This window comes from Shewanella mytili (assembly GCF_046765975.1).
In the GTDB taxonomy this organism is placed as follows: domain Bacteria; phylum Pseudomonadota; class Gammaproteobacteria; order Enterobacterales; family Shewanellaceae; genus Shewanella; species Shewanella mytili.
The window spans coordinates 416933-436539 of record NZ_JBKOUD010000001.1 but is presented as its reverse complement, the minus strand read 5'-3'; the positions used below and the strand labels follow the sequence as shown (position 1 = coordinate 436539).

General features: G+C 53.1%; 14 protein-coding genes and 1 pseudogene. 12 read left to right on the top strand and 3 right to left on the bottom strand.

The features are described from left to right. Window positions 1-12: 12 nt before the first annotated feature. Complete coding sequence (gene feoB / locus ACIDEJ_RS01975) at window positions 13-2307, bottom strand: Fe(2+) transporter permease subunit FeoB (RefSeq protein WP_411986405.1); 2295 nt, start codon at window positions 2305-2307, stop codon at window positions 13-15. Then, window positions 2300-2539, bottom strand: a complete 240-nt coding sequence (locus ACIDEJ_RS01970; RefSeq protein WP_411986404.1) for a FeoA family protein — start codon at window positions 2537-2539, stop codon at window positions 2300-2302. Before ACIDEJ_RS01970 ends, feoB begins: the two co-directional genes overlap by 8 nt. A gap of 668 nt (window positions 2540-3207) precedes the next feature. Here ACIDEJ_RS01970 and ACIDEJ_RS01965 point away from each other — a divergent pair. From ACIDEJ_RS01965 to ACIDEJ_RS01915, 11 genes are all read left to right on the top strand, one after another. Further along, window positions 3208-5388, top strand: coding sequence for an OmcA/MtrC family decaheme c-type cytochrome (locus ACIDEJ_RS01965; RefSeq protein ID WP_411986403.1), 2181 nt, complete (start codon window positions 3208-3210; stop codon window positions 5386-5388). Between the two features lie 317 nt (window positions 5389-5705). Further along, window positions 5706-7706 carry an OmcA/MtrC family decaheme c-type cytochrome gene (locus ACIDEJ_RS01960; RefSeq protein ID WP_411986402.1) on the top strand — a complete coding sequence of 667 codons (2001 nt, stop codon included), beginning with the start codon at window positions 5706-5708 and terminating at the stop codon, window positions 7704-7706. Window positions 7707-7780: 74 nt separating this feature from the next. Continuing rightward, on the top strand, window positions 7781-8770 hold the full coding sequence (locus ACIDEJ_RS01955) for a DmsE family decaheme c-type cytochrome (RefSeq protein ID WP_411986401.1): 990 nt from the start codon (window positions 7781-7783) through the stop codon (window positions 8768-8770). Between the two features lie 12 nt (window positions 8771-8782). Then, entirely contained in the window at window positions 8783-10873 is a 2091-nt protein-coding gene (locus ACIDEJ_RS01950) for an MtrB/PioB family decaheme-associated outer membrane protein (protein ID WP_411986400.1), read from the top strand. 318 nt (window positions 10874-11191) lie between these two features. Next, window positions 11192-11806 (top strand): hypothetical protein, encoded by a 615-nt coding sequence (locus ACIDEJ_RS01945; protein WP_411986399.1) that lies wholly within the window; start codon window positions 11192-11194, stop codon window positions 11804-11806. 5 nt (window positions 11807-11811) lie between these two features. Then, window positions 11812-12426 carry a uracil-DNA glycosylase family protein gene (locus tag ACIDEJ_RS01940; RefSeq protein WP_411986566.1) on the top strand — a complete coding sequence of 205 codons (615 nt, stop codon included), beginning with the start codon at window positions 11812-11814 and terminating at the stop codon, window positions 12424-12426. Window positions 12427-12428: 2 nt separating this feature from the next. After that, on the top strand, window positions 12429-13574 hold the full coding sequence (locus ACIDEJ_RS01935; protein WP_411986398.1) for a sugar diacid recognition domain-containing protein: 1146 nt from the start codon (window positions 12429-12431) through the stop codon (window positions 13572-13574). Window positions 13575-13744: 170 nt separating this feature from the next. After that, window positions 13745-15103 (top strand): GntP family permease, encoded by a 1359-nt coding sequence (locus ACIDEJ_RS01930; protein WP_411986397.1) that lies wholly within the window; start codon window positions 13745-13747, stop codon window positions 15101-15103. A gap of 61 nt (window positions 15104-15164) precedes the next feature. Continuing rightward, on the top strand, window positions 15165-16331 hold the full coding sequence (locus tag ACIDEJ_RS01925; protein ID WP_411986396.1) for a glycerate kinase: 1167 nt from the start codon (window positions 15165-15167) through the stop codon (window positions 16329-16331). A gap of 192 nt (window positions 16332-16523) precedes the next feature. Then, entirely contained in the window at window positions 16524-18164 is a 1641-nt protein-coding gene (gene panP, locus ACIDEJ_RS01920; RefSeq protein WP_411986395.1) for a pyridoxal-dependent aspartate 1-decarboxylase PanP, read from the top strand. 309 nt (window positions 18165-18473) lie between these two features. Further along, window positions 18474-18599 (top strand): hypothetical protein, encoded by a 126-nt coding sequence (locus ACIDEJ_RS01915; protein WP_411986394.1) that lies wholly within the window; start codon window positions 18474-18476, stop codon window positions 18597-18599. A gap of 294 nt (window positions 18600-18893) precedes the next feature. Here ACIDEJ_RS01915 and ACIDEJ_RS01910 read toward each other — a convergent pair. Continuing rightward, a pseudogene (locus tag ACIDEJ_RS01910) lies at window positions 18894-19176 on the bottom strand (integrase core domain-containing protein); the annotation flags it as partial. A gap of 222 nt (window positions 19177-19398) precedes the next feature. On the opposite strand from ACIDEJ_RS01910, the gene ACIDEJ_RS01905 reads away from it, so the two are divergent. Continuing rightward, on the top strand, window positions 19399-19581 hold the full coding sequence (locus ACIDEJ_RS01905) for a YgaP family membrane protein (RefSeq protein WP_411986393.1): 183 nt from the start codon (window positions 19399-19401) through the stop codon (window positions 19579-19581). Window positions 19582-19607 lie beyond the last annotated feature (26 nt).

Below are 19607 nucleotides of genomic sequence, written 5' to 3'. Positions count from 1 at the left end.
ATCACAACCACCTTATTCGGTGATCACCTTGATCCCGGGAATAATTTGCTGGGTACGTTTGGCCTTGCGTTTCAGCCAGGCATAGAATCCCACCAGCGCCGCCACAAAGAAGCCTATCCAGGACGCGGACAGCAGCGGATGCTGGGTGAAGGTTGCCGCCTGATACACCACGGTGGATGTGCCATAGGCCAAAGCCAGTGTCCAGCTGGCCGCAAACCCGGCCCAGCGCGGGCCGAACTCATTCACCAAAGCCCCCATTGCCGCAACGCATGGGGTATACAGCAAGATAAACAGCAGATAGGTAAAAGCGGAGAGTTGTCCGCTGAAACCGGCTTGCAAGGCGCTAAAGGTGGTTTGCTGTACGCCCTGCTCCGCCGCGGCTTCGCTAAGATCATCCACATGACCGACCGATAACGACAGCGGATCGCCAGGATTGATGCCAAACAGATTTTGCGGAATGGTTGCCAACGCCTCTTTGAAACTGTCAGCCAGCGGTGTTAACTCGGCATCATCCTGTGCCTGCTCGCTGTAGAGGTTGTTCAGTGTTCCCACTACCGCCTCTTTGGCAAAAATCCCGGTAAGAATACCCACCGTGGCTTGCCAGTTTTCCTGTTGCAGCCCCATGGGTGCAAACACCGGGGTGATTTTCTGGCTGGCAACGCTCAACAGCGATTCTTTGCTGTCTTCGTGGCCAAAACTGCCATCGGTGCCGATGGCATTCACAAAATTCAGTACCGTTACCACCAACACGATGGTTTTGCCGGCCCCCAGAATAAAGCTTTTGGTACGCTTGCCGGTACGGCCGAACACCATGCGAAACTTGGGTAACTCATAACTGGGCAGTTCCATCATCACCGCAGTACTGCTACCCGGCAACAAGGTTTTGCGCAACATGATGCCGGTACCGATGGCGGCGAAAATGCCGATGACATACAGCAAAAATACCAGGTTCTGCCCGGATTCAGGGAAAAATGCCGCGGCAAATAATGCATACACGGGCAATCTCGCCCCACAGGACATGAAAGGCGCCATCATGCCGGTCACGATGCGCTCACGCTCACTGCCCAGGGTGCGGGTTGCCATAATGGCCGGCACTGAGCAGCCAAACCCCACAATCATGGGGACAAAAGCTTTGCCGGGCAGGCCGATGCGGCGCATCAGGCCATCCACCACAAAGGCGGCACGGGCCATGTAACCTGAGCCTTCCAGCACCGACAGGGCCAAAAATAGCGCAGCAATCACTGGAATGAACGTACAAACCGTTTGGATCCCCTGCCCTACGCCACCGGCCAGAATGGTCACGACCCATTCCGGCGCATTGACGCCATGCAGCCAGGCACCGAGGTGATCCACAAACAGGGCGCCTGCGGCGATATCAAAGAAATCGATAAAGGCACTGCCGATATTGATGGCGAACATGAAGGTGAGATACATCACCAGCAAGAAAATGGGCACCCCCAGTACCGGATGCAGCACTATCTTGTCCAGATAATCACTGAACGTGGGTTTGTCTTCCGTTTTAATGGCCGCCTGGTACAGGGATTCCACAAAGTTGAAACGGGTGGTGGCAGCGTGAACTTCAATGTCTTTGCCGTCACGGGCCAGCTGGGCCGCACATTGATCCACGGTTTCATCGCTGCTGCCCCGGCGGCAGCTGTTGCAGCCCTTGGCATTGGCCAGTTTTGCCAATGCCCGGCCACGGGACAAATCACCGTCAGCCGCTTGCAGTGCGGCCACGCCGGCTTCTATTTCCGGGCCATAATCCAGCAACAAAGGGTCGGCAGACACCTGCCCTTCAAAGAATTTCACCACCAGCGCTTTGACTTTCTCCACATCCTGCATGTTGCGGGATGTCACACCAATCACCGGACAGTTCAATTTCTGGCTCATGGCTTCAGTGTCAACTTTAATGCCGCGTTTGCTGGCCGCATCCAGTTTATTGAGCACCACCACCATGGGAATGCCCAGTTCCCGCAATTGCACGGTTAAATAAAGATGCCGTTCAATGTTGGTGGCATCCACCATGTTGATGATGCCGTCCATTTTCTGGGTGGCCAAAAACTGTTGTGCTATCTGTTCATCCAACGAGCAGTCACAATCGCTCTCGGAGGGCAAAATATCGTAAATGCCGGGGAGATCCGTCAGGTACACGTCAACACCGTTGAGGGTGAACAGCCCGGTTTTTTTCTCAACCGTTACCCCTGCCCAGTTACCCACCTGCTGATTTGCGCCGGTCAGCGCATTAAACAGTGTGGATTTGCCCGCATTGGGGTTACCCACGGTGACACAATGAAACTGTTTAATCATTGACCTTCTCCACTTCGATAATCTGCGCCAACTCCTGGCGTACACACAATTTACTACCGCGGATTTCAAGCTCCAGGCCAGAGCCCATTGGCGCCCGGCGAATAAGCATAAAACGGGTATTGGGAGTGATCCCCAAAGACAAGAGCTTGCGCTTCACTGCGGCTGGAAGTTCCAATTGTCCAATATCCAATATCTGTGCGCGATCGCCGGGGGTTAATTCACTTAACTTCATTGTCTTTACCAATTTGACTGCCTTACAACCACAAATCGATGGTTACTGCATAGGTTACTACCGCAAGCTGTAAACGATAATAATTTTCACTTATGTCTGTATTATGTGCCAAATTCACTCAGGAATAAACGGCTTGGAGAAAATAAACCAGGGTTTCGAACAACTTTGTGTGTTGGGTCAGAAAAACCGGAATGAATGGCCAATCCTGCCGCAAAACACACGTGATGCCCGCCGTTTTTTTACCCGCATTTTTACCTCTGGGAGTTGCCTTTATGGAGCCTCTTTTTAAGGCATGCAATATACCGCTTATACTTCATAGAAAACATCAGTAATGCTTGATATACATGCTGTTTTTTTGATGTTGGCAGGCATCGTTTGATTGATTTTCAAACACACTACCAACTCATCACTGACGGTTTTTGTCCATAGTTTTTGGCTTAAGCCAACAATCTATCTATTTGAAAAACAACATTAAACTTTAGTCTAAAAAGACCATAAAAATTTTTGCTGAATTGTCAGACATCAGTCACATAAACTGGTTAAATTAACTGCAGCATTCTATATATTTGGATAGCCTTATGTATGGCGCTATCTCGCCACTTTCTGTTACGAAAACTCCTATATAACGTCCGCAACAGAGAGCACAACAAATCTTGCAGGGATACACAATGATGAAACGGTTTAAGTTCAATGCCACCAGCAAAACGCTGCTGGGTGCAGGTCTGCTATCACTCGTGCTTGCCGGTTGTGGCAGTGATGGCAAAGACGGGCAGGATGGAGCACCGGGAGAACCCGGGCTGGCCACCATCAATATCAACAACGCCAGTACGCTGAAAGCGGATTTCACTGACGCGTCCGTCACCGACGGCCAGGTTACGGTGAATTTTTCACTGACCAATGCCAACGGTGTTGCCGTTGTGGGACTGACGAAAGATCAGGATTTGCGTTTCGGCATTGCCCAATTGACCCATGTGGTGGAGCCCGCCACCGACATTCGCGCCGAATTTGACCACGGCTACCAGTGGCAATCCTATCTGAATGTGACCGTGGCGCCCACGGATGTTCCCGCCAACGTGGATAACCTCAATCCGTCCACCCAAGTCCAGGCCAGTCTGGAAGTGGCTAAAAACTGTGATGATTGCCTGAAAGACAATGGGGATGGCACTTACACCTACACCTACCAGACCAACATTGCCAATATTACCGAGCCGCTGGTTGTCGCTTATGATGCCGAGGATACCCAGCGAGCCACGCTGGAGCTGAAACTCACTTCTGCCGTAGTCAATGCCCATTTTGACTGGCAGCCTGCCAGCGGCATGAGCCAGGGCATTCAAACCCGTGACGTGGTTTCCATCGACAGCTGCTATACCTGCCATCAGCCAGACAGCCTCAAGGCGCATGGTGGCCGCCGGTTGGCACTGGAAAACTGCGTAACCTGCCATACCGCTACATCCGGTGACCCTGAATCGGGAAACAGTATCGATTTCACCTACATGATCCATGCCATTCACCGTGGTGCCGAGCGCCATAGCTACGATGACGAGGGTGCCCAAGTGGCCGCGCCATACAAAATCGTTGGTTATAAAGGCAGTCTGGCAGACTACGGCAAGGTAGAGTTCCCTCGGGCGCCTGCTGCAGATTGCGCGGTGTGCCATGTGCAAGGCAATTCAGCCCCGGCGGATGCCGCACTGTTTACGGCAGAAAAAAGCAATACGGCCTGTATTGCCTGCCACTCGGAAAAACCGTCAGCTCGCCATATCAGCGCCAATTGCATGGCGTGCCACAATACCGACTCCCCTTATAACGGGACCGGCAGTGCAAGCAAGCGTCATGGTGATGTACTCAAAGCCTATTCCCTGGCGGAACAAATGCATGTGGCTGTCAGCGACATTGGCCTGGATGACACCGGCAAATTCACCTTTAAGGTACAGGTGCAAAATGCTGACGGCAGTGCGGTGACGCAGCCTTACGTGAACCAAAGCAGCCGCATGGTAGTGGGATGGGACATTGATAAGGATTTCCCCAGCAACAGTGAAGCGTCCTACAGCAATCGCCGGATACGTCTTAGCGAAGGCAGCTACGATGATGCCAGCAACACCTATACCCTAACCATGGACAACATGCAGGTGCCGGCCGATGCAACCGGTAAAACCTTTGAAATCTGGTCCTCGCTGCAGGCCTGTTTCAATAATGGTGGCTATGGCGTGACCGATATAGCACTGACTGACTGCAGCACCGATGGCAGCCGCTCCGTGTATATCCAGCAGGAACCTTACCGGTTTGTCTGGGGGGATAACAGTCCGGCAACAACTGCCGAAGTAGCCGTCAGACGCAACATTATCGATGCGGCGAAATGTCAGGGCTGCCATGGGCAGGAGATTTACCATTACGATAATGGCGTCAACTGCCAGACTTGCCATACACCGGATAAAACCTTGAAAACCGACAGCACTTACCCGGGTGGCAAAATCCCCACCAGCTTTGCCTTCAAGGCCCATGAGCGGGAAGGCCATTACCTGAAGTATGCCGGCGTAGGCTCTGGCACCGTACTGAAGACTGATTGCCAAACCTGTCACACCAGTGATGGCATCACGCTTGGCAGGGCCCCTGAACGGGTATGGCGCTACGGCGACACAACCAACAACGGTGCCGAAATCTGGGTGTCGTCCGATACCGGTGCCTGCCTGAGTTGTCACCAGAAATACCTGTCTGATGCGGGCAAATCCCACATCGAAACCAACGGCGGGATTTTGAACGGCACCGATGCTGATGACGTGAAGCAACGGGCGGCGGAAAACTGCGCCACCTGCCATACCCCGGCACAACTGATGAAAATTCACGGCAACTGACAGAAGCGTTAGGTATTAACCAGTGAAAGGGGCCACCAGCCCCTTTTACTTTATGTTAACAATACGTTATATACTGTATATAAGTTATTCAATAATATGCTGCAGTAAATCCTGAATTACAAAAATAATCCTTTAAAAATAGAAAGATCCAAGTCACACATTAATGTACGGTTAGAAGCATTTACAAACTTTCTGAGTTAGCCTTTTTGGCGGGAGATACTTTATCCAGCATGGAGTCAACAAGCTGATTACAACACCTAACTACCGGACAAACCGGCGGGATGTTGACCGAGTGCTTCCACATTGCAGGGAAAATAATGATGAACGCAAGCAAATCGAAATACGCACTTATGCTAGCTGCCGGTGCGTTATCCATGGCCCTAGGCGGCTGTGGTGGCAGCGATGGAGAAGATGGAGCAAAAGGATCGGATGGCACTGCTGGAGGCAGTCCCGCGATGACACTCGAAAGCCTGAACTTTGCCTTCTATGACACAACGGTTCAGGATGGTGTTGCCAGTCTTCGCTTTCAAGTAACCAACCAAAATGATGAGGCCGTGGTTGGCCTGCAAAAATTGCGCTTTTATGCACTGCAGTTGCTGCCACAAGGCGCAACTGGCGCGGGTAATGCTTCACAATGGCAATACATTGTGGATGAAACCTGCGATCTTACCAGCACCTGCCCCGGCACGCTGGTAGACAAGAAAAACGGTGTTTACACCTACACCTTTGCTGCCGACTTCAACGATGAAGCCGCCACCCGCACCGCATTCAACCCGGAACTGGCCCAGCGCTTCATGATCCGCGCTTACAACACCCCATTGCCAGATGGCACCGCCGTGCCTACTGCCAATAGCATCGTGGATTACACCATTAGCGGTAACGAGCCAGGTTATTCCCGCAAAGTGGTAGCCACCGAGAGCTGCAACAAATGCCACGGTGATGTCAGCACTTCTCACCATCGCGGTGCCTATAAAGACGTGAACATGTGTGCCAGCTGTCATACGCCCGGACGTGTTAGCGAGGGCAACCAGTTCAGCGCCCTCATTCACGCCAAACACTTTAAAATGGAAGACGGCAAACTGTCACCGGTCTATGTCTCCGATGCCTTGGACACTTGCAGTAGCTGCCATAACGATCAGGGTGAAGCAACACCGGATTGGGGCAACTGGTCCAAAGTGCCTACCGCCCAGTCATGTGGCAGCTGCCATAGCAACATCGACTTTGCCAAAGGCCAGGGTCACAGCCAGCAGCCGGATAACGCCAACTGTGTTGCTTGCCACAACAGTGAATGGACCGAGCAAATCCATACCAGTGGAATTCAGGATCGCAAAGCGGTGATTGCCCAACGCGGCATGGCGGCAACCATGGTGGCCAACACCGATAACACCGTTACCTTAACCGTGACCCTCCTGGATGCGAATGGCAACGCCCTGGATGCCAACGCTGAACTTGGCAAAATCAAGCGGCTGGAAGCCATCACCAACGTAGGGCCTAACTTCCCGGTCATGGGCTATAACCCAAATCCAGCCACAGGCGAGGCTCATAAAGACGCTGATTTGGTGAAAGACAGTGCACTGCAAGCAGGTGTGACCGTAGCCGACGGCAAGTTGGTCTATACCATTCCGGCACTGCCCTTTGGCAGTGATGATGCCGATACCGCCTTCACGCTGGTAGGCCTGGAAATGTGCAGTAGTGGCAATGCACTGGTGAATTGTACTGCCGATGGCGACACCACCAGCATGAAGTCACAACTGGCGTTTGCCACCAAGTCAGGCCAGGCAGCAAGCCAGCGCCATATTGACTCTGTCAACGCTACCGCTTGTCAGAACTGTCATGGTGACACCCTCCAGCTGCATAAGGGCTACCATACCGGATTTGTGCTGAGCGAACAGATGGGGCGGGAAGTCAATGGCAAACTGACCGTGGGGCTGGATGCCTGCGTTACCTGCCATACTCCTGATGGCACTTATGCAAGCGGAGCCAAAAAAGGCGCCCTGGAAATGAAGCTGCACGTACTGCATAACCAGGTGGGCGTTATCACTGAGTGTACCCAGTGTCACACAAACCTGAATCTGGATGCCTTCAAACACAAGGGTGCACTGGCGACCAGCGCCGGTAAATACACCACGCCCATCACCGCCGTGTGTACCTCTTGCCACGTCATGGGCTCCGAAGGTTTCCACTCTCAGGCAACACTGGAAAGCTATGGTGCGATTATCGACGGTGACTATGTCCCCGCCAACCAGGCTGCTCAAACCGAAAGCTGTTTCTACTGCCATAAACCCACCGCAGCAGATCATACCGTGGTGAACATGTAATTTGCCCGAACCACAGGGAGGTTAATCAACCTCCCTGCTTTCCGTTAAGTTTGGACAAATCAAGGATGCCAACAATGAATATAAAGCAACAGATGAAAACAGTGCTCAGCACCACGCTGATGGCGACTGTGTTGTCTTTCGGGCTGTCTCAGGTGGCGCATGCTGCCAAATGGGACGACAAAATGACACCAGCAGAGGTGGAAGCCACGCTGGATACAAAATTTGCCGAAGGCCATTACTCCCCCAAAGGCGCAGATAGCTGCCTGATGTGCCACCGCAGAACCGAACACGTCATGGACATTTTCCAGGGCGTGCACGGTGCCGTGGACTCCAGTAAAAGCCCCATGGCAGGCCTGCAATGCGAAGCCTGCCACGGACCAATGGGTAAACATAACCGCGGTGGCAAAGAGCCCATGATTGCCTTTGGCAAAAGCTCCACGTTATCCGCAGAAAAGCAAAACAGTGTTTGCTTAAGCTGTCACCAGGACGATAAACGCATGAACTGGAGTGACAGTCACCATGACAACGCCGATGTGGCCTGTGCTTCATGCCATACCATTCACGCAGCCAAAGATCCGGTGCTGTCAAAAACCACCGAAGTGGCCGTGTGTACCAGTTGCCATACCAAACAAAAAGCGGATATGAACAAGCGCTCTGCCCATCCGCTGAAATGGAACCAGATGACGTGTACCGACTGTCACAATCCCCATGGCACCAGTAGCCAGAGCGACCTTGTGAAGCCATCCGTCAATGAAACCTGCTACAGCTGCCATGCGGAAAAACGTGGCCCGAAACTGTGGGAACATGCCCCGGTCACCGAAAACTGTGTGACCTGCCATAACCCGCACGGCACCGTAAATGACGCCATGCTGAAAACCCGCGCACCACAACTGTGCCAGCAATGCCATGCCAGCGACGGCCATACCAGCAACGCCTACATGGGCAATACCGGTTTGGGATCAACTGTAAACGGTAACGCCTTTACCGGTGGCAAGAGCTGTTTGAACTGTCACAGTCAGGTACATGGCTCCAACCATCCGTCTGGTAAATTGCTGCAGCGCTAAGGGAGCAGGAAGATGAAATTTAAAATCAATTTGATCACCATTGCTTTACTGGCAAATGCTGGTGCGGCCATGGCTGCTGACGGCTATGGCATTGCCGATGCCAATACCGCCAACATTAATCTGACAAAATGGAAATGCAGTGCCTGTAAAATCGACACTGGGGTAAGTGGCAACATTGGCGCGAGTGTCGGCTATCACAATGCCGATGACATGCACGCTGCCAATGCCATGGGAACGGCCAACGAAACCGTGGGCAAACTGGATGCGGACATCCGCTACCGGGGTAAAAACGGCTACCAGGCCGCCATTACCACCAGCAACCTGGGGATGGACAACGGCCGGGCTGCCGTTTCTTCCAGCAAAATCGGCCAGCACAAGATAGTGATGGATTTTCGCCAAATCACCACTTACGACGGCGATAGCGCACAAACCCCTTATCTGGGAGTGGGTTCTGACTATTTGTCACTGCCAGCCAACTGGGTGAACGCGGGCAGCAGCCATGACATGACCCAACTGTCCTCCAGTTTATCGCCCTTTGAACAGTCCATGAAACGCAAACGTTACGGCATTGGCCTCGAGTTTCAGGGCGAAACACTGTGGAAAACCTTTGTCAGCTATCAGCGTGAAGACAAAACCGGTATCAAAACCACTACCGGCACCATTTTCAACCAAGCAACCATGCTGCCAGAGCCCGTGGATTACCGTACGGACACCCTGGAGGCAGGGCTACAGTTAACCGGTGATCACTGGTTTACCGCCCTCACCTACAATGGCTCGTTTTTCCGTAATGATGATCAAAGCCTAGGATTTGACAGTGCCTTTTCCCCGACCTTTGGCGCAGCCACTACGGGTTACAAGGCACTGGATCCTGACAATAATGCCCATACCGTATCACTCAGTGGCCAATACGCCGCTGCAGGCAGTGTTGTCAGTGGCCGGATGATGATGGGACGCATGACCCAGGATCAGGACTTTGTCACCACAGGCTACGGCTACACGCTGCCAGAAGGTAATCTTGATGCCGAAGTGGCCATTACCGCCATGGATATCCGGGCGGTGAAACGGCTGAACCGGGATCTGCGCCTGTCTGCCAGCTACAACTACTATGACCGGGACAACCAGACCGACGTCTATGAATGGACCCAGGTCAGCATTAACAACGTTACCGGCAACACCGTGTACAACACACCGTATGACAACACGGTGCAACGGGCCAAGTTGGCGGCGGACTACCGCATCACCACCGGCGTAAAACTCAATGGTGGTTATGATTATCGTCGTGATGAACGCAACTATAGCGACCGTGAAGTCACCGATGAACATACCGTGTGGGCCCGCTTGGGTGTCAGCACGTTTGAACACTGGAACATGTGGTTGAAAGGCAGCTATGGCAGTCGTGACGGCTCTGATTATGAAGTCTCACAATGGACCTCTTCAGAAGCCAACCCGCTGCTGCGCAAATACTATCTGGCCAACCGCGACCGCAAGATGGTGGAAGCCCGTGTAACCCATACGCCCATTGACAAGCTGACCATCGACTTTGGTGGCCGCTATGCGCTGGATGATTATCAGGACACGAAAATCGGCCTGACAGAATCCCGCGAGCTCAGCTACGATGCCAACGTGAACTATCAACTGTTGACAGATTTGAACCTGAATCTGTTTTACAACCACCAGTTGATTAAAAATGAACAGGCCGGCGCGGCCAACTTCAGCACCGTGGCCAACTGGTTTGCCAACACGGATGACAAGGTGGATGTGTTCGGTGCCGGAGCGTACTACGATAACCTATTGGAGAAGAAACTCCGTTTAGGGCTGGATTACACCTACGCCAAATCTGACTCTTCCACCAAAGTACGCCAAGGGATCACCGGCGACTACGGTGACTATTTTGCAAAAGAGCATGACATCAACCTGTATGCCCAATATCAGGCATCAGAAAAGGTGGCACTGCGCCTTGATTACAAAATGGTCAAGTATGAAGACAATGACAGCGCCAACGATCTGGCCATTGACGGTATTTGGAACCTGCTAAGCATTGGTGATACCAGTCATGACTATAATGCCCATCTGGTAATGCTCAGCGTCAATTACAAGCTCTGATACGGCTCTGATATAGCCTGAACGCCCAAAGCCCGTTACCTGTTAACGGGCTTTTTAATCCCTGGCACCATCCCCTCGCATATCCATGCAAACCCTTGCAAATTTTACTTGTATGGCAACCGTCAGCCCTTTATGATATTCACATATTTTTAACATTCCGCCTGCCAATCTTGTAAAATACCAAACCACAGTTACCTTGCGATACTTGGGTGGAGGGAGCCACCTGATATTTTTCCGGCCAGCCATCAGGTGCCATGGGCCGGAAACAATGCTTGCAACTGGCTGCGGTTTACGACATGGTATGGCGGATTATTTACCATGAACAGCCGCGATATGACCTTCAGCTCCTCTTTATGTGCTCGCCTGACGCTAGGTGCAACTCTGATGATCGTCGTGCTCCCCGTGTTTGCCGATCAACCCAATGGCGTACTTGCCAGTGTTTTTGTCATTCTCGGTTTGGGGGGCTTCACGCTGGTTAATCTGGGATTACAGCTGCTGTTTTACTTCAATGGACAGTACAGCAGTGAACGGTTTGCCCTTGGCCATACCCTGCTATCCCTGCTCATGCCGTTAATCGCAGCGGCCATGCTGCTGGCCGATAACAGCTCTGGCGCCTACCTGACACTCAACCTGGGATTGGTGATCATTGCCGCTGCGCTGACACTACTGCCCTTGCAGCTTAAAAACTCGGCGCACCGCAGTGGCCTCCATGCCGGCTGGATATTGCTTGGGGCAGCGCTACTGTTGCTGCTGCTGTCAGCCTCTGTGTGGCCACTGGCCATTTTAGCGTTATTTATCAGTTGGTTTGCCATCAATCGTCAACCACGACAACCAGCCTTTTTTCATGTTGGCCGCGCGCTGTTACTGCTTCTGGCAACCGCCTGGTGTTTGTATAACCTCGCCAAACTGTGGCAATGGCTACAGGGACAATAGTGGCAATGCACACCACGCCGCTGCCAATGCTCTTGCAGCAAATCCGCCAATGCCATTTATGTCAAGCATCTCTCCCTCTGGCACCCAAACCCATTTTGCAAGCGGCGCCCGGTGCAAAAATCCTGATTGCAGGCCAGGCGCCTGGACGCATCACCCATGAGCGGGGGCAACCTTTCGATGACATGAGTGGCGACAGACTGCGATTGTGGCTGGGTGTCAGCCGCGAGCAGTTTTATGATCCGTCACTGTTTGCCGTGGTGCCCATGGGATTTTGCTATCCGGGCAGCCAGCAAAAAAACGGCCGACCACAGGGCGACCTGCCACCACGGACAGAATGCGCAACCCACTGGCGCCAGCAGTTATTGCAGGCACTGCCCAATATCCAGCTGACCTTGCTGCTCGGGAAATACGCCATGGCTTGGCATTTGGCCGGTACACCGCTCGCCCGCGCGCCCCTTACCCAGGCCGTGAACCACTGGGAAACACTGTGGCCTCACATGATGGTATTGCCCCACCCCAGTCCCCGTAACCGCTTGTGGCTAAAGCAGCATCCATTGTTTGAACAAACCCTGTTACCTATACTGCAGCAACGTGTTGCCATGTTGATCAACGAGCCTTAACCATGTACTTCCTTGATGCCGCCACCGCACAACAAATAGTGGATCGCACCATGCGCATCATTGATCACAATATCAATGTGATGAATAGCCAAGGCGTGATCCTGGGGTCAGGCGACAGTAGCCGCATCAACTCCATTCACGAGGGTGCACTGCTGGCCATCAGCCAAAATCGTACGGTGATTATTGACGAAGGCAGCCTGCAAAGCCTTCATGGTGTCAAACCCGGCATTAATCTGCCGCTGCATTATCATGGGCAGATTATTGGCGTGGTAGGCATTACCGGCAGCCCGGCGCAACTCACCCAATATGGTGAACTGCTCAAAATGACCGCTGAGATGATGGTGGAGCAAGCCAGCTCCATGGAGCTGGAACAATGGCGAAAACGCCAGCGGGAAGAGTTCATTTTGCAGCTCATTCGCCACCAAGGCCCTTATCCGGACGAAATGCACACCTGGGCCAAACAGCTGCAAATCGACCTGAACATGCCAAGAGTCGCCGCAGTCATCGAGTTACCGGCGCAAGCAACTCCCCATACCAATCTGCGGGATATTCAGCTATTACTGGAATACCCCCAGCGTAATAACCTGGTGGCACTGACTGCGCTGGATCAGTTGGTGATCCTCAAGCCCGCTTTTCTGGATGGCCATTGCTGGAACCCGTCACTGGAAGATCTGCGCATTGAAAAACTGCTGGCGCGCTTGCCTGCCGATACCAAGGGCGTGTTGAAAATTGCCCTGGGACATTATTTCCCGGGCGATGGCGGCATTATCAAATCCTATCAAACGGCATGCGAAACCCTGGCGCAGGGCAAACAGCGGGCGCCAGAGCAAACCAAATACCTGTACCAGCATTACGTGTTGCCCGTGTTACTGTCCGGTTTGGGGGACGATTGGCGGGGCCAGGAGCTGGCCGCGCCATTTAAGCTGTTACAACAGCGGGATCGCCGGGGCGTGCTCACCAAGACGTTACGGGTGTATTTACAGCACTTTGGCGATCAGCAACGCTGCGCTGATGCCTTGTACATTCACCGCAACACCCTGCGTTACCGGCTGGAAAAAATCACCCAAATCACCGGTATTGAGCTCAATTCACTCGATGGCCTGCTACAACTTTATTTGGGCGAGGTTCTCGGGCGTTTACAGCATTAGCAATTTTGTGCAAACGCACAAAAAATTGTCCGGTTACGGGCTTATTTCCGTACCCATCCCCAAAGCCTCATCCAGCCACAATCCCGCATAATAACCGAGTCTTTATGCGGATTGCCGGTATAAAAAGCGCCTGAAGACCCACCCACATAACAAAAAATTAAGGGCACATCATGAACCTGGTATTAATCTTACTGGGGGTGATCATTTTCATCGTGATCGCTACCTCTAAACTCAAGCTTCACCCATTTTTAACGCTGTTGCTGGCCACCTTCATTGCGGCGCTGTGCTTCGGCTTACCCCTGAAAGATATTGCCAAAACCATCGGGACAGGTTTTGGCGGCATTTTGGGATATATCGGTCTGGTGATTGTGTTGGGGACAATCATCGGTACCATCCTGGAAAAAAGCGGCGCGGCCATCACCATGGCTGACTCCGTTATCAAGTTGTTGGGCAACCGTTTCCCCACCCTTACCATGTCCATCATCGGTTACATGGTCTCCATTCCGGTATTTTGTGATTCCGGCTATGTCATTCTCAACAGCCTGAAACAATCCATGGCCAGCCGCATGAAAGTGTCCAGCGTCGCCATGAGTGTGGCTCTAGCCACCGGCTTATATGCCACCCATACCTTTGTGCCGCCCACACCCGGTCCCATTGCCGCAGCCGGTAATTTAGGGCTGGAAAACAGTCTGGGACTGGTGATTGCCATCGGATTGGTGGTAGCCATCGTGGCTGCCATTGCCGGCCTGTTATGGGCCAACCGCTTCATGAATGATGAACCCCAGGGCGAAGGGGCGGAAGAGTTGCTGCATCAGGCGGAAGAGTTTGAAAAAGTCAAAGCCGCTTACGGTAAATTACCCAGCGCCGCGGCATCGTTTGCCCCTATTTTCGTCCCCATTTTGCTGATCTGTGTCGGCTCAGTGGCTAATTTCCCCTCCAAACCCTTTGGTACGGATAACCTCTTTGCCTTGCTGCACTTTGCCGGTCAGCCATTAAATGCACTGATGGTAGGCTTGTTCCTGTCATTACTGCTGCTGAAACCGGAAAAACGCATGCAGGAGTTTTCCCAAAGGATTTCGGAAGGCCTTACCAGCGCCGCCCCCATTTTGCTGATCACCGGTGCCGGTGGCGCTTTTGGCGCGGTCATCAAGGCAACCCCCATTGGCGATTACCTGGGAACCACCCTCTCGGCACTGGGTATCGGGATTTTCATGCCGTTTATCGTGGCTGCGGCGCTAAAATCCGCACAGGGCTCGTCCACCGTGGCACTGGTAACCACCTCGGCCATGGTAGCGCCCATGCTGGAGTCCATTGGGTTGGGGTCGGAAATGGGCCATGTACTGACCGTCATGGCCATTGGCGCTGGCGCCATGACCGTGTCTCACGCCAATGACAGCTTCTTTTGGGTTGTCACCCAGTTCAGCCGCATGAGCGTATCCCAGGCCTATAAAGCGCAGACCATGGCAACCCTGGTGCAGGGGCTGGTCACCATTACCTTTGTATGGTTGCTAAGCCTGGTACTGCTGTAACGACCCATTCCGATTTGCTGCCGCCTCGCGGGCGGCAGCCATGCTGTAACAGGAACAACTCATGAAAATAGTCATCGCTCCGGATTCCTTCAAAGAAAGTCTGAGCGCTATGGAAGTCGCCGCAGTAATTGAGGCCGCCTTCAAACGGCACCTACCCCATGCTGAATACCTGACCGTACCCGTGGCCGATGGCGGCGAAGGCACAGTGCAATCCATGGTGGATGCCACCCATGGCAACATCATTGAACGTCAGGTAACCGGGCCTCTGGGCGATCCGGTAAATGCCCATTACGGCATTTTGGGCCGCACGGCTGACGCGCCGCCTACCGCCGTCATTGAAATGGCCGCCGCATCGGGGCTGCATCATGTCATCCCGGCAAAACGCAATCCGCTTATCACCACCACCTATGGCACCGGCGAGCTGATTAACGACGCCCTGTCCCGTGGCATTCGTCACATCATTCTGGGGCTGGGCGGCAGTGCCACCAATGACGGCGGCGCAGGGATGGCTCAGGCGCTGGGCGTCAAATTGCTGGACAACAGCGGGGCAGAGCTGCCACCTGGCGGCGGCGCACTGGCACAGCTTTCCCGCATTGAGTTATCTCAGGTGCAGCCACTGTTGGCAGAATGCACCTTTGAAGTGGCTTGCGATGTGGATAACCCACTGTGTGGCACACGGGGCGCTTCGGCGGTATTTGGCCCGCAAAAAGGGGCCACCCCCGAGATGGTCACCCTGCTGGATAATGCACTGGGCCACTATGCCGATGTTCTGGTCAGCAGTGGTTTTACGGAGCTGCGTCACCAAGCGGGCGCTGGCGCCGCCGGCGGCATGGGTCTTGGCGTCATGGCATTTCTGGGCGGGAAACTGCGTCCCGGCATTGATATCGTGATGGAAGCCGTCAAACTGGATGAAAAACTTGCCGGTGCCAGTCTGGTGATCACCGGTGAAGGGCGCATTGACGGCCAGACCATTTTTGGCAAAACCCCCATGGGCGTACTGCGCCTTGCCAAAGCGCGCCAGATCCCGGTGATTGGCATTGCCGGCTGTTTGGGTGATGGCGCGGAAAAAGTGCTGGAACATGGCATGAGCGCCATTTTCGACATTATTCCGGCCGCCACGGCGCTGGAGCATGCCCTGCAGCACGCCCGTACCAATCTGCACCAGACGGCCAGCAATATTGCCGCCATCTGGTGTCTCGGACTGCAGCACCCCAAAACGCCCGCATAATCTCATCAGCCGCCCCACCCCTTGTATTTACCAAGGTTTGGTGGGGTTGGGGTCTGCCGTTCGGCTGCTACTTTGGCCAATACGGCAGCGCCTGCGGCTTGTCGCCTTATCCTGCTTGCAGTAAAGTGAGCACCCCATTAAAGTCTTTGCCCGCCACCGGCGAGCGTTTGTAATGTGAGAACCGAAGCATCCATGACCAATAAGCCTCGCAAGGCAACGGCCTCCGCGCAAAGCATCATGCGCATTTTCACCGTGCCGGAAGCGCCTGAATCCACATTAAGCAAAATCGAACATGCCTTATCTGAAGATTTAGCAGGCTTTTTGACACAAAACATTGTGGCGCTGGAAAAACCGTTAAGTGCAATTGAAGAGGATTTTCAGGCCCATGAAATTCCTGCCGAGCCCACGTTTGTGTCGGATTACACCGAAGAGATGATGCAAAATCTGGTGGCCCATTCAGTGCATACCGCCGCCCCCAGCTTCATCGGCCACATGACATCCGCCATGCCCTACTTTGTACTGCCGTTATCCAAAATGATGGTGGGACTCAACCAGAATCTGGTGAAAATTGAAACCTCCAAAGCCTTTACCCCGTTGGAGCGGCAAGTACTGGGCATGATGCATCATCTGGTATACGGCGCCGATGCCCATTTTTACCAACAGTGGATGCACAGCGCCAATCATTCCCTGGGGGCCTTTTGCTCCGGCGGCACGGTAGCCAACATTACCGCCTTGTGGATTGCCCGCAACCAACTGCTGAAAGCCGACGGGGATTTTCCCGGTGTTGGCAGCGCCGGATTAATGGCCGCCCTGCGCCATTATGGTTGGCAGGATCTGGCCATTCTGGTCTCGGAACGGGGCCATTACTCTCTGGGTAAAGCGGCCGATCTGCTGGGCATTGGCCGGCAAAACATTGTGACCATCCCCACCGATGCCAACAACAAGGTGGATGTGGCCAAAATGCGCGAGAAAGCCGCCAGCCTCACCGCTGCCGGGATCCGGATTATGGCCATTGTTGGGGTGGCAGGCACCACCGAAACCGGCAATATCGACCCGTTGCCCCAACTGGCGGATTTGGCAGCAGAATACCAGTGTCACTTCCATGTGGATGGTGCCTGGGGCGGCGCCAGCCTGATGTCGTCCAAATACCGTTACCTGCTAGCGGGCATTGAACGGGCGGATTCAGTCACCATTGATGCCCACAAACAGCTGTATGCGCCCATGGGGGCCGGGATGGTGCTGTTTCGCGATCCCACACTGGCCCGGGCCATTATCCACCATGCAGAGTATATCTTGCGCCGCGGCTCCAAGGATTTGGGGTCGCAAACCCTGGAAGGCTCCCGCCCTGGCATGGCCATGCTGGTACATGCCTGCCTGAACATCATCGGCCATCACGGTTACGAAATCCTGATTAACAACTCCCTGGAAAAAGCCCGCTTTTTTGCCGGATTAATCAAGCAGCACGGGGATTTTGAACTGATAAGCGAACCCGAGTTGTGCCTGCTGACCTACCGTTATGTGCCGCAACGCGTACAGCAAGCGCTCACGGCAGCCATCGCCCAACATGACTGGGACAAGGTGAACCGCATCAATGCGCTATTGAATGAACTCACCTTGCTCATCCAGAAAAGCCAGCGGGAACAGGGAAAATCCTTTGTGTCCCGTACCCGGCTGCAACCTGCCCGCTACCAGCGCCAAACCGTCACCGTCTTGCGGGTGGTACTGGCCAATCCATTAACCACCGAGCAAATCCTGCGGGATGTGTTGACCGAAGAGCAGCAACTGGCAGCACGGCAGCCAGAACTGCTGCAACGCCTGCTGGCAACCTGCTGATGCCATACTGATACCCTCTCATGACTCGGCCAACAGGCCGGTCAGGTTTTACTTGGCGGCGCTATTTGCTATGGAAGCGGAGGATTGGCTTGTGCCGCAGGGGCTGTAATAGTTGCAAAAGGCGGGGATAATATATACTCAGGACTATCAGGCAATCAGTCTGTATCAGAAAATCTCCTCCAAAGAGCTACGGGAAGTAAAACAACTGGCACCTTAATCAATGCAGGTTTGGATATAAGTACGTCAGCTATCGGACTCATGAGGGCAACACCGAAGATAAATGAGCTAGGACAGCCCATGAGACACCTAATGAGAAAAGACCCGACCTTGACTGAGGCATCAGTTAGGCAGGCGACCACCACAGCCTTAACGGTGGAAGCTGCAACAGCAACGACGACAGTAGCTGATGCGCTGATGAAGCTCAAGCAGAACTAAAGGAGAAGGTATGATACTTCTAATGATGATTATTGCCGCAGTAGCTCTTAGGTTTATACTACCCAAATTCAAGGGTAAAAAGTCTTATTATCTACTGTGCTATTTGGGCGCAACAGCACCTTTACTCCTTCTGATAATCGAAGTGATTCCTCAGAGTGCTGTAAGTGTTACTGTTGCAGGTTTCTGCTTATTTTATTTTGCAATCCTTTCCGGAAGGGGCAGTAAGGGGGATAAGCGCCTTTAATTTAGGAACCCCAAAGGTGCTGCGTATACTGTGCAGCACCTCTGTAGTGGTCAAGTCATTTTGGCCACATAGTTGTAGCTATTCCAGTAACGTTTTTCCGATTCATTTGGCGTTAAACCACCGTTGTACGAATGCGGTCTCAGTCGGCTGTAATAGCCATGAATATAATCACCTATCTTCTGCTTTGCTTCCGTAAAGCTCCCGTAACCTGTCGTTGGAATTAAGGCTTCTGAAGAAGCGTTCCATAGGGCTATTGTCCCAACAATTTCCTCTGCGACTCATGCTTTGCGTTAAGCGATAGCGCCAGATTAACTGACGGAATTTACGGGAACTGGTAAACCTGAAATGGTCACAGATTGATTTAACCCAAGGCCTGATTCATGTTAATCATCTGAAAAATGGTGTTGCCAGTGTGCATCCATTGAGTGGGCAGAACATCCGGTAATCCCCCATAAAATACAAAGCCATAGATTATCCTTGTCGTCTGGCGCATAATTGAGCAACACATCAATCTGCCCATTCATGGAATGAGCCGTATGCGAGAGGGAAATAGCGATGCAATGCAATGTGGGAAAAACCGATAAAATCATCCGGCTGATCATTGGACTGGGGATCATGCTGGCAGGCTATTATTATCAGTCCTGGTGGGGCATTATTGGGGTTATTCCGCTGCTTACCGCAGCACTTGGCTGGTGTCCGTTATATGTGCCCTTGGGCATATCCACGCATAAAAAATAACCCTTGGTCCTGCAAAACGCCGGCAT